This window comes from Neobacillus sp. CF12 (assembly GCF_030348765.1).
Lineage (GTDB): Bacteria > Bacillota > Bacilli > Bacillales > Cytobacillaceae > Neobacillus.
Window position 1 is genome coordinate 2,638,806 of sequence record NZ_JAUCEU010000007.1, and the last position, 12,520, is coordinate 2,651,325.

The window sequence follows — 12,520 nt, forward strand, 5'->3', positions numbered from 1 at the left end:
AAACTAAAGCATTGATACTAGCCTTTCTTTCTTCCCGTACAGTAAAAAGTAAAGACCAGAAGATACCAACACTACAACTCCTAGAATCATATAAAGAGTACTATAGCTCGTAAATGGAAGGAAGAATCTAAGCAAATAAGGACCGAATCTAAGCAAATAAGGACCGAATCCAAGGCCTGCATCGAGAAATATAAAGAAAGTCGACTTTGCCAGCCCCATCCGATGAGGGGGAGTCAGCTTAACAGCGATTGCCTGAGTGCATGACTGCATATTCCCAAATCCGAGTCCAATAAGTATACCTGCTACTAACAAAGTGATGCTGCTATGGGCTGAACCTAAAAGCAGCATTCCAGCTGTAAAGAGGATAAAGGATGGATACATCACATAGTTTGCCCCTTTCACGTCCATAATACGGCCTGTGAATGGTCGTGAAAGCAATACTGCTATTGAATACACAAGAAAGAAGAAACTTGCTGCACCAACCAGGTCAATTTCAATTGCATAGAAATTAATAAATGATAGAACACTAGAGTAGCAGAAACCAATAATTAAAGTAATCAATGCAATGGGAACTGCCTTCGGCTCAATAAAATGAGAAAGTTTGACTCCTTTTATTTCAGACTTCTTTGTTGAATCTTCCAATGCTGGCACATTCACAAAGAATGCCGTGATCAAACTGAAAATTCCTAAAGCCAGGCAAAGACTAAAAATTAATTGAGTGCTCGTATGTTGGCTCATATATAGTCCAATGAAAGGTCCGATGGCTGTAGATAATGTCGAACTCATACTGTAATAACCGATCCCTTCCCCCTTTCGTCTTTTTGGGATAATATGAGCTACAATCGTTCCAGTTGCTGTGCTTGCGATACCCAGAGTAATTCCATGTAATAAACGGGTAATAAGCAGGAAGGTGATACCTAAATGGATAAAATATAAAGAAGTTGTAAAAATAAAAAGAATTAATCCAATGAACAACGTTCTTTTAGGCCAATTGAATCCATAATGCGGCCAATAAACAGACGCCCAAATAAAGTCCCAACAATAAAAATTCCTGTAACAAGCCCGGCCTGGCTTGTAGAAGCACGGTATTCATCAACCGCATAAACACCTATAATCACAATTAATAAATAAAAGACTAACGTTAACAAAAAATTGACGCTGGATACAATGATAAAATCCTTAGTCCATAATTTAGGTTTATTCACTTTTGCTTCCCCCGCCTCTCATAATATTGTCCTGGATTTTAGGAAGCGTTTGAAACGTAATCATTTGCTCTTCATTAGCGATACCTGCCATAACACTATTTTCTAAATCCGTTATTTTTTTTCTACATGCTTGGTAAATCTCTTCTCCTAATTCTGTTAACTGAATGACCTTCTCTCGTCTATCCATACCAGGAATTTGTTTCACCATTTGTAGATCTTCCAAACGATGAACCCTCCTCGTAATCGTTGGTTTTTCTACATTGTAATTATTTGCAATATCTATAAGTGTCGAAGGCCCATTGGTTTTTATATAAAAAATAACTTGCCATAGAGAATACGAAAGTTCATAAGTACTCATTAGTTCATTCATTCTGGTTATAAGTGGTCTATACAGACTTAAATAACGCTGAAAAAAACCTTGCAATTTCTTTCTCCCCTCTCCTATAAAAAAATAGTTACCATGGATAACTGTTACCGAAGATAACCATAAATTTTTTTAAAATAGATGTCAAGGGATTTACAACGCATGATCAATAAAAATGGGCCCGACAAATATTTTGAATATTCAATCTAAAGCTATATTACTAAAATATATTGACTCACCATTTCACTCGTGATAAATTATTTTTTAATAATAAAAATCGATGACGAGATAACAGTAACAGGAATACTCGTCCCTATTAAGGGGCGAGTTTTTTAATGCAAGGGGGGTTTAATGGTTTTGAAAAATATATTTGTTATCACAGGTTCATTGGTTGTGGCTTTTGCCTTTAATTGCTTCCTTGTTCCATATGGTATCTTGAGTAGCGGCATAAGCGGTATTGCCATTTTAATTGGGTTAATCACTCCATTTGATATTGGCCTAATGAATCTGCTGCTTAATATACCCTTATTGATTTTAGGCTTCTATAAACTTGGTAAAATAATTGCAATCAATACACTAATTTGTGTTGCATCGCTCTCCGTATTCTTATCTCTGGTGCCCGCAGTTCCTGTGACAAATAATATATTGCTCTCAACCATTTTTGGAGGAATCATTGGAGGGATTGGAGTCGGCATCATTTTAAAGTCCTCCGGAACTTCTGGAGGTTTAGATATCATTGCGATTATCCTTTCCCGTACAAGCAACGTTCCTGTTGGCCTTCTTCTTACAGGTATGAACGGCTTCATCGTTCTTATTTCTGGAGCTGCTTTTAATTGGGATATCGCATTATACACGCTTTTGTCTATCTATTTAACTGGTAAAATGATTGATACCATACACACGGATCATATTAAATTGACCATGCAGATTGTAACTTCAAAAGGTGAGTTAATCCGAAAAGAATTACTGGAATCAATCTATCGTGGGATTACAATTACGGAAGGTTACGGCGGCTACTCGCAAGAGAAAAAACAAATTATTATGATGGTCGTTACACGATACGAAACGACACAAATAAAAAAAATTGTCCGTAGCCATGATGAAAATGCATTTATTAATATATTTGAGACCGTTGAAGTTGACGGGGTATTTGCTAAGAATTAGGAATAGCACGGGAAGGTTATTCAGACAACCTAGAATCGTACTATCCCATTGCAGACAAAAAGAGCGCTTCTCAATGTGAAGAAGCGCTCCTTTTTTGTTTGCTTTTATGCTGGTATCTTGAAATTTTTATCCTTATTTCTTCTATTAGTATACAGAGCAAATAATAGAATAAACCATAACGGTGTCAACAATAAAGCAGGACGTGTTTCTGCAGCAATCATCATAATGATAAGAATCATAGCAAACAACGTTAGGACAGCATAATTAATAAATGGTGTGAATGGTGCTTTAAATGTTGAATTTGCATGTAATTGCGGCTGTGTTTTCTTGTACCTTAAATGGCAAATGAGAATGACACCCCAAACCCAAATAAAACAAATCGCACTAATGGTGGTCACGATTCCAAATGCTTGTTCCGGAATCAGTTTGCTCAAAAGAGCGCCTGCTGATACGACAACAGTAGATACCCATAACGCGTTACTAGGCACGTAATTTTTATTCAATTTTGCAAAATTGGATGGCGCCTGATCATTTTTGCCTAAATTGAAAAGGATCCTGCTCGTTGAAAATAAACCACTGTTGCAAGCAGATGCGGCTGAAGTTAAAACGACAAAATTAATAATTCCGGCGGCAATTGGTATCCCTACTAAACTAAACGTTTTAACAAAAGGACTTTCTGCTGCATTTAGTTCCGTCCACGGGTTAACACATAATAATACAACCAGTGCACCAACATAGAAAAACAGAATCCTTACAGGAATTTTATTAATAGCAGATGGGATATTTTTTTGGGGATTGGAGGTTTCCGCTGCCGATACACCCACCAATTCTACACCGACATAGGCAAATACAACCATTTGGAAAGAAAGTAAGAAACCTGAAACTCCGTTTGGAAAAAGTCCCCCATGTTCCCAGAGATTTTGAACAGAAACAGTTCCTGCATCAGTCTTAAATCCCATCACCAGCAAAATAACACCAATACCAATCAATACGAGTATCGTGATTACTTTTATTAAAGCAAACCAAAACTCCAATTCTCCAAAAAGCTTTACCGTTAATAGATTAAGTCCTAATAAGATGATTAAACTGATGATAGCAGGTATCCATTGCGGGATATCAAACCAATATTGAACATATACACCAACTGCAATCACATCAGCCATAGCAACCATAATCCAACAAAACCAATAGGTCCAGCCAGTTACAAACGCTGCCCGCGGTCCCAAATAGTCTTCGGCAATGTCGGTAAATGATTGATAACCTGCTTTAGATAACAAAAGTTCACCTAGCGCCCTCATAACAAAAAAAACAGCAATACCTACGATTAAATATGCAAAGATGATAGATGGACCTGCCAGTTTAATTGCTTTTCCGGATCCCAAGAATAATCCAGTGCCAATGGTACCGCCAATGGCGATTAGTTGAACATGCCGATTTTTTAAATCCCTCTTTAATTCTTGCTGTGCCAAACCAAATTCCTCCCTAAACCATTCTTTAATGTGAAACGTTGAGCATTAAAATTACCCATAAGAAAAAGAGATTGGATGTTCTCCAATCTCTTAGGTCATAAGAATAGCAAATAATCGTTGTCATGCTAAGGAATATCAGCATAACAAATAATATTCAATACTCTTCTGTCCTTTTGCCTGAGATTGTGAACCCTTCGGCGCCGCGGATAATTCAGCGGTCTCTCCAGAAGCTGCTCCTGCTATAGTGTGATCCATAGCATTCATAGCTGCTAATTATTAATTTTTAAATATTTATTAATATTAATAGTAGTTAGATTTTTTGTCAACACATTTTACTATTGTTTATATTTGATAGAAATCAAAACATATTGCAATAGCGAAAAAAAACTGTGGGCATGTGCAAGGTACCTTGTTAACCACATTTTACTTTCGTTGAACCATTGAAAGCCTCCTTTCATTCTTTTTACAAATATTTTTTAAAAATACTGTCACAAAGCTGCGGTCCTAGTCGTTATGAGTGGTGAATGAACATTTGGAGGTTTTTATATGACTAGACAATGGGATGTTGTGATTGTTGGCGGCGGGCTTTCAGGATTTGTGGCCGCCAATTATTTAGCTAAAGCTGGTTTATCCATACTATTGTTAGAACGAGCAAATAAGTTTGCCGGGAGGGCTAGAACGGATCGGATGAAACAGCAGGATTTCAATCTCGGTCCTCATGCCCTTTATAAAAATGGAGTAGCTAAACCAATCCTTAAAGAACTAGGTGTGAACCTAAATGGAAAATCACCGAAAACATGTGGAACCCTAATAGAAGGCAATTTCGAATATAGTGCCCCCTTCTCTCCCCTTGGTGTATTCACCACAAAACTTTTAAATTGGAAAGAACGGGTGGAATGGATGAAGGTTCTACTGAAGGTGATGACACTAGACAAGGAAAAGGTAGCACAGCTTACTTTCGAACAATGGGTTAAGAAAACCATACCCTCTACAAACGTTCAGTCCTTGCTTTATTTGCTTGGAAGACTCTCAACCTACTGTCATGCCCCAGAATTAGCGAGTGCAAAAGTAATACTTTCCCATTTGCAACTTGTTGCCGGTGGTGTGCTTTATTTAGACAATGGATGGCAGTCGATGATTGACCAACTTCACAATAAAGCAGTCCTCTGTGGTGTTCAAGTTCAAACACATACGACCGTAAAACAAATTTTCAAAGTGGATGATCATTTTAAAATCCTTCTATCAACTGACGAGGAAATTTTCGGGAAGTATGTGCTCAGCACAACGGGTCCTGACGAACTGTCCAAAATGCTGCCTGAAATGAGCCCGGTGCTGCAGAATCATTTTTCCGCTGTAAATGGTGCGACCTTAGATTAGATGTCGCTTTAACAAAGCTTCCAAACCCAAAAACCTTGTTTGCTCTGGGTCTATCCGATCCCCTATATTATTCCGTCCATTCACAAGCAGCACGACTTTCACAAGATGATAAGAGTACCATTCTGCATGTATTTAAGTACTACCACCCCAATGATAAAATAGATGGAAATACTGTAAAAATGGAACTGGAACAATTTTTAGAAAAATTGCAGCCTGGCTGGCAAAACTATGTGATTACAAGTCGGTTTATCCCACACATCAGTGTTAACCAACGTTTGCCTGGACTAGGAGACGAGGATAAACTCCATCGTTCTAAAATGGAAATTCAGGGATTATATATAGCAGGAGACTGGGTTTCCCCTGATTACATCTTATCAGAGGGCGCAGTCAGCAGTGGCAAACAAGCAGCTGAAGCTATCGTTCAAGAAGCAATGAGGTGAAAAAAAGTGCAAATCAGTAACGAGGATTATTTACAGTATAGACCGCTGCTATTTTCTATCGGTTACTGGATGTTAGGCTCCATTGTTGAGGCGGAAGACATGATGCAGGATGTCTTTTTAAAGGCCTATCAAATGGATGAGCAAGTGATACACAATAAGAAAGCATATCTTTGCAAAATGATGACAAACCGCTGTTTGGATGCTTTAAAATCGGCACGGTATAAGAGAGAACAGTATGTGGGACCTTGGAATCCTGAGCCATTATTGGTCGAAATATCAGCTGACTATGACCCCGCGGAATATGTTATTCAGAATGAAGGATTGAGTATTGCTTATTTAAGGATGATGGAACATTTGTCACCAGATGAAAGAGCTGTCTTGCTTTTAAGAGAGGTTTTGGATTTCTCTTATTTAGAGATTGCGAACATGATAGAAAAGAACGAAGAAAACTGTAGAAAAATCTTCAGCCGCGCAAAGCAAAAGATGGCCCGAGTGGAGAAAGAAAGTCTTAACTACGAGAAGAATAAATCGATCATTCAGCGCTTTATCGAAGCCTTTCAGACCCAAAATACCAGCGCCTTGTTAGTGCTGCTTTCTGAGAATGTCACATTATACTCGGATGGCGGTGGCAAGGTTAAGGCAGCCGTTCGCCCGGTTATGACTGTCTCAAATGTATTGGCATTTTTGTACGGTATCGTTAAAAAGGCACCAGAAGGATTTTCTTTTGCTATCAAAAATGTTAATGGTCAGCCTGCCATCGTTAATTATGTGAATCATACTCTTCACAGTATTATTAGTTTTTATATTTGCGATAATGGTATTAACGAATTGTATATTACACTTAATCCCGATAAACTTCGCTTTTAATCGACCTTTCCTTCCTACGACAAAAAAGTGCCAGGCACCTTCCCATTTTTATGGATGGTGCCTGGGCTCATAAGTACAAGGCTATTCACCGTATCTATTTGGCTAGCGAATTGAACTAAACGGTTAGTTGAAGAAGATTAGGGATATTAGTCAGATTCAGGTAACATTTTAATTTAGACAAAGATAAAAAGCATTCTTCATTACAAAGAGATGCTCTTTAACTTTAAACTATTCAATTTATTACTTGTTAAATTAACCTTCCCGTTAGTAGAAATGTAGCATTTTGATATAGTATGTTTCCTCTGTATACTAAAAAATTAATATGTTTTAGGTTGATAAAAATAGTTGGGCTTTTTAATTTTATTATTATATGGCTTATGAAAAATATGTGTTGTAGCTGGTGCTAAGGGTGGAATGAGCCAAGTCCAATCACCTGATATAGACCTTTCCATTTCCATTTCTTTTTCTTCAAATTTTTTAAATTGTTGAGCAGCCGTATGATGGTCTACTATACTAACCCCATCTTCCTTAAAAGAATATAAGACTGCTGTATTCAATTCTAAGAGTGCCCTATCCTTCCATAAGGAAAAATTACTTTTAATATCCAATTCCATTAAATTTCCTATTTGAGGAAGCATATTATACCGCAATTCATCTGCTAGGTTTCGTGCTCCTATTTCCGTGCCCATATACCAGCCATTAAAGGGAGCAGCCGTATAACGAATGCCACCAATTTCAAGAATCATATCCGAAATAATCGGTACTGCATACCATTTTAGATGTAAATCTTCAAACCATTTGTATTGTGGGTGACGAATTGGAACTTCAAGGAGAAGATGTTCTGGAATCTCGACTAACTTTGGATGATTTTCATTAAGTTGAATGACTATGGGTAAGATATCAAATCTTCCAAATTTCGGCTCCCATCCTAAATTTATACAAATTTTCGTAAAGGAAAAGGAATGTGGATCCCCTATAATACCTTGTTCCGTTTTATAACCTGCATAGCGAACTAATTGGTGATTCCAAATACGTACTGTTTTATTAGGAGCTTTCTGTGAAAAAATTGTTATTGTAGGGCGTATACGTCCTTTATTCGTTGCGGATTCGATGTGCTCAAATAAAGCATCAATGATTTCCTCTTCTGTGCTTAATTTCCTCTTATCAATAACGTTTAATTGATCCCAAAATAATCTTCCTATACAACGATTACTATTACGCCAAGCTACTTTTGCCCCATATTCTAGTTCTTCGTCTGTGTGTTCATAAAAACCTTCGCTTACTATCTGTTTATTAATTTCCTTCAACCTATTTTCTAGGTCCTGCTCTGATTTATTTAATTCCTTATAACAAGAAAGAATAAATTCCTTTGCTTCCTTAAGTAAATCGTTAATCAAACTAAATCCTCCTATGATGGATAATGTTCTAATTACTTCATTTATCTAAATAAAAGTAAAACAGTACACCATCCTTTGTATTCTCTGCCCCATATTGTGCATCATGCATTTCCAAAATTTGTTTTACAATCGACAGTCCTAGACCGGTTCCACCTTTTACACGTTCTCTCGCAGCATCGATACGATAAAATTGATCCCATATCTTATCAAGACTTTCTTCTGGTAAATGTGCCCCTTTATTCTCAATCCCAACGTAGACAGAATCTTTTTGTTTTTTGATGATTACGATAAGTTCATGACCTGGTTCTGTATACCGGATGGCATTGGTTAATAGATTGACTAGGACTTGTTCTACTAAATTCGAGTTAGCATTCACAGTAGCATCTTCAAGTTGTAATAAAGCCTTTAACCCTTTTTCTTCTATCTGAAACAATAACTTTTGAAATACTTGGGTAAATAGGTCTTTTATATTGATTTGTTCCTTTTCAAGCTGAAATGTCCCTGATTCATATTTCGCTAAATTCAACATTTCATTAACGAGTACATTCACTTTTGCAATCTCATTCTCAATAGCCTGCAAGTAGTATTTATTTTTTTCAGGAGCAATTCCATCTTGGAGCATCGAAACAGATACTAGCATCACACTTAATTTTTTAGTTCATGCGAAACCCCAGAAATAAAATCTTTCCTTACTTGTTCCAATTTCTTTTCTTTTTCGATATCCTCCATTAATTTGCTGTTCGCTGTATGAAGTTTCTCGATATAATCTTCAAGCCTCTTCGATAATTGATTGATATTGTTTGATAATACACCAATTTCATTTTTGGAATAGACCGGGATTTTTTCACCAAATTCAAATTCGATTATTTTCTTCGTCACCTGATTGATCCGAAGAATGGGTTTGGTAATGATTCTTGAGTAATAAATACAAAATATCGTTGTCAAGGCAATACTAATCAATTGTAGGTAAAAGTAGTAATCCTTCATCAAGTCAGCTGCTTTGGTTAAAGGCTGCAATGAGGTTAAGGTAAAAACAAACTCACTTACCTGTCCGTTGTGGGTAATGGGTCTAATGAATTGGATATATCTCACACCATCAAAATTCAATTCCAGCTGCAGCCACTTTTCTTTGGAAAACTTAATTCTATCTGTAAGATAATCAGCTTGAAACTTTAAAATGTTCTCGGCAAAGGTTTGATTGTTATATAGTGACAGCTCATCCCCTGGATTACGATAGTTGGGAAGTCGCATATCCGTGACTATCCCACTATGTCCCCTCAGAGTAAACAATGGATTCACTTTTAATGCTTGTGGAAGTTTCATTTCCGACTCTTCCAATTCCATCTGCTCATTTCTTATATCTTCCTTTTGCATGTAATATGGAGCAACAAATCTTTCATTTATTATAGAAATCGAAATAGAAACTGGAACAGTATGATCTAATTTCTTGAGTCTGCTTATCCCATCAAATGATATTTCTACAGCATTATTTTCGTACTCACTTAAATAAGAAAAAATTGTCTCCAACGCGTTTACATTTTTCTTTGCATTGATCAGATTATTTAACAAGAGTCTCTTGGTTTCCATCTTATCACGTTGATCAGTGCTTATTACCTCCAGATAATAATCTCCTGTCGGCAGATTTTTTATATTCCCTAAATCATCCAGGCGTGCAACCATGATGCCGTTTTTTTCAAACAAAGTCGATTCGCGCTTTTGCAACTCCGTTTTATCCAGTTGATTTCTTTTGACAGCCTGATAATAGGCCTGAATTTCCTTTTGAATAGTTTCTTTCTCTTTATCAAGATAAACATGGTTGATAATATAATATTGTCCGCCTATGATCATACTGATGATGATGCAACAGAGGAAGAACGTTAGAAAAAACAACTGAAAGACAATCTTTCTTCTCATTTTTGATCGACCTCAAACTTATAGCCTGTACGAATAACGGTCGTAATGTGCTTTCCTTTTTCACCTAACTTTAAACGTACATTTCGCATATGTGCTGTCAAAGTTTTATCATCGCCACCATAATCATAGCCCCAAATATGAATAATTAATGTTTCCCTTGTTAGTACTTGCTCTTTATGTTCCATAAGAAAAACTAAAATTTCATACTCTGTATGTGTAAAATCAATCTTTGTCCCTTCCACTACTACAGTTCTTGCTAATTTATCTACATAAATTCCACATAAATCAATCGAGTCTTGTTGATGCCTAGGTTGAATTGAATTTTTGAACAAGCGATTTGCTCTCGCTAGTAAAATATTGGGTTTAAATGGCTTTGTCACATAGTCGTCCGCTCCTAATTCAAAACCAAGTAATGTATCCTCCTCATCACTTCGGGCCGTTAACAAAATACCAGGAACATTAGACATCTTACGAATGCGTCTACAAACAGACCATCCATCAACTGCTGGAAGCATTATATCCAATATGACAAGATCAATCTCATGAGCAGCAAATAGATCTAAACCAATTTGTCCATCTTCGGCTGTTAACACTTCGTATCCTTCATGTGAAAAGTAATAAGCTACGGTCTCTCGTAAAATTTCCTCATCTTCAATAATCAATACTTTTTTCATGTCTTTCATCATCCATCTACATATATTTTAATATGTTGTTAATATGTGATTTTCATTTCTCCTATATCCGTCTCCCATGTCACAGAACAATTTTTTAAAAAGGATTTTTATTAATGATTTTTCATCGAGTTAAAGTTGTTCAGCGTTTATTTCTTTTTTGGTCCATTTCTGAGAAATACTGTGCATAAGATGAACAAATTGATTAACATGTCTTCTGGTTTGAAGAAAATGCGAGCGACAAAACTTTCTAATAGATAATGCCTTTGTGAAAATTTGATAATGAACGGGAGATAAAACCAAATCAAAATCCCCTACAAACTCAGTAAACTGTGGGTGAAATCCTCGTTTGAATTTATAAATTCCATATAACGGATTAGATGGAGAGGTATCTCCCGACATTCCGAAGAAATCATATATCTCACACCCTAATGACTTCGCTTCTTGTATCATGTGCCACTGTAACAAATAATTTGGCATAAAGTTTCGTAATATATTGTTGCTGCCACCATATAAGTACCAAGCTTTATTACCATGTTTCATAAAAATAGCTGCAGATAAAATGACTCCATTTGGATTTTCATGTTCCAATTGGAAAATCAATTGTTGCTCATCTTGAAGCTTATACCGTTTTTGTTTTAATTGTTGTATTGTGCTTTTCCACTTTTCAAGTTTTTCTAGATCAGCTTCTAGAATCATCTTCTTATCAATAGAAACGAACTCTGCTTCTATTTTTTTCAACTGTTCGTCTATATACCTCATTGCAGTTTTAAAATTCAATTTTGCAAAATATAACTTCATCTGTTTACTTGCTTCAAAGACATTGTACATCGTTTTAAAATATGAAATCGGACGCATTGAGAAATGGGCTCGTTCTGCTGTTATATCACTTAACTGTTGAAACAGAACTAAATCCTCACGTTTCCCTTCCATAATTTCAATACCACGGCGCTCTGCATAACGGATTTTATATTTTGTTTGACGATGGAATTGTTGAAACACTTCATCTATATCTGATGTAATATCTAAACGAAAAGTAAAACGAGGTTGAAACCCGCCATAATTTAATTCTTTTCCTCGATGAATATAACCCAGCTCTTTCATTTGTTCTATAAAAGATATATTATTTTTGCCATTTTCAACTAAATTTCCATCTAAATCACGTTCTCGATACAAAATATCCGGGTCTAGTCTTAACATAAACACCTCTTGGTTTTTTAAATATTTTTTTATTTCCTCTGTAAATAACTGCACGTGTTTTGTATCCTTATAATCAATCACATACCCTCGTGAAGCATACGCTATTTTTTTATTCACAACTGGAATAGGACGTAATAAAATCACGGCGGCCGCAACCAATTTATTATTTTTTTCTAATCCAACATAATGCGAATCCCATCCAGTCTTTGCTTTTAATTCCCCCCACTCATGACTTTGAAATATATGATTTTTATAATGTGAATGAACAAACTCTTTGAATTTCTCTTTATTAATAGTAGAAACAAATTTAATCATGAAAACACTCCTTTATACTTTCTCTACATCAATATAAAAGAGTGTTCTCAAGGCAATATAAAACTGATATCAAGATGAAATGAATTTTTTTAAAAGTAAGAAATTATAATTCCAACCCTAAACTGAAAAAATCAAAT

11 protein-coding genes, 1 pseudogene and 1 riboswitch are annotated in these 12,520 nt (G+C 36.0%); of the genes and pseudogenes, 4 read left to right on the forward strand and 8 right to left on the reverse strand.

The features are described 5' to 3' along the window. Positions 1 to 3 precede the first annotated feature (3 nt). Positions 4 to 1,205, reverse strand: a pseudogene (locus QUG14_RS12480) (MFS transporter). Beyond that, positions 1,198 to 1,575, reverse strand: a complete 378-nt coding sequence (locus QUG14_RS12485; RefSeq protein WP_353961105.1) for a MarR family winged helix-turn-helix transcriptional regulator — start codon at positions 1,573 to 1,575, stop codon at positions 1,198 to 1,200. Before QUG14_RS12485 ends, QUG14_RS12480 begins: the two are co-directional and overlap by 8 nt. 345 nt (positions 1,576 to 1,920) lie before the next feature. Between QUG14_RS12485 and QUG14_RS12490 the strand changes: the two genes are divergently transcribed. After that, positions 1,921 to 2,733, forward strand: a complete 813-nt coding sequence (locus QUG14_RS12490) for a YitT family protein (protein WP_289340873.1) — start codon at positions 1,921 to 1,923, stop codon at positions 2,731 to 2,733. Between the two features lie 104 nt (positions 2,734 to 2,837). Here QUG14_RS12490 and QUG14_RS12495 read toward each other — a convergent pair whose 3' ends face one another. Continuing rightward, entirely contained in the window at positions 2,838 to 4,202 is a 1,365-nt protein-coding gene (locus QUG14_RS12495) for an amino acid permease (protein ID WP_289340874.1), read from the reverse strand. A 155-nt stretch (positions 4,203 to 4,357) separates the two neighbouring features. Then, positions 4,358 to 4,439, reverse strand: a riboswitch (glycine riboswitch). Positions 4,440 to 4,748: 309 nt separating this feature from the next. Between QUG14_RS12495 and QUG14_RS12500 the strand changes: the two genes are divergently transcribed. From QUG14_RS12500 to QUG14_RS12510, 3 genes are all read left to right on the forward strand, one after another. Further along, entirely contained in the window at positions 4,749 to 5,579 is an 831-nt protein-coding gene (locus QUG14_RS12500) for a phytoene desaturase family protein (RefSeq protein ID WP_289340875.1), read from the forward strand. A gap of 179 nt (positions 5,580 to 5,758) precedes the next feature. Next, complete coding sequence (locus QUG14_RS12505) at positions 5,759 to 6,019, forward strand: FAD-dependent oxidoreductase (RefSeq protein WP_289340876.1); 261 nt, start codon at positions 5,759 to 5,761, stop codon at positions 6,017 to 6,019. 6 nt (positions 6,020 to 6,025) lie between these two features. Next, positions 6,026 to 6,886 carry an RNA polymerase sigma-70 factor gene (locus QUG14_RS12510; RefSeq protein WP_289340877.1) on the forward strand — a complete coding sequence of 287 codons (861 nt, stop codon included), beginning with the start codon at positions 6,026 to 6,028 and terminating at the stop codon, positions 6,884 to 6,886. 317 nt (positions 6,887 to 7,203) lie between these two features. On the opposite strand, the gene QUG14_RS12515 is transcribed toward QUG14_RS12510, so the two are convergent. The 5 genes from QUG14_RS12515 to QUG14_RS12535 all read right to left on the reverse strand — a co-directional run bounded on the left by QUG14_RS12515 (position 7,204) and on the right by QUG14_RS12535 (position 12,383). Next, positions 7,204 to 8,283 (reverse strand): nitric oxide synthase oxygenase, encoded by a 1,080-nt coding sequence (locus QUG14_RS12515; RefSeq protein WP_289340878.1) that lies wholly within the window; start codon positions 8,281 to 8,283, stop codon positions 7,204 to 7,206. A 37-nt stretch (positions 8,284 to 8,320) separates the two neighbouring features. After that, entirely contained in the window at positions 8,321 to 8,923 is a 603-nt protein-coding gene (locus tag QUG14_RS12520) for a sensor histidine kinase (RefSeq protein ID WP_289340879.1), read from the reverse strand. Between the two features lie 5 nt (positions 8,924 to 8,928). Continuing rightward, positions 8,929 to 10,197 carry a HAMP domain-containing protein gene (locus QUG14_RS12525; protein WP_289340880.1) on the reverse strand — a complete coding sequence of 423 codons (1,269 nt, stop codon included), beginning with the start codon at positions 10,195 to 10,197 and terminating at the stop codon, positions 8,929 to 8,931. Continuing rightward, positions 10,194 to 10,871, reverse strand: a complete 678-nt coding sequence (locus tag QUG14_RS12530) for a response regulator transcription factor (RefSeq protein WP_289340881.1) — start codon at positions 10,869 to 10,871, stop codon at positions 10,194 to 10,196. The genes QUG14_RS12525 and QUG14_RS12530 overlap by 4 nt, the downstream gene beginning before the upstream one ends. A gap of 129 nt (positions 10,872 to 11,000) precedes the next feature. Next, positions 11,001 to 12,383: a lipid II:glycine glycyltransferase FemX gene (locus QUG14_RS12535; RefSeq protein ID WP_289340882.1), complete on the reverse strand. Its 1,383-nt coding sequence runs from the start codon at positions 12,381 to 12,383 to the stop codon at positions 11,001 to 11,003. Positions 12,384 to 12,520: the final 137 nt, after the last annotated feature.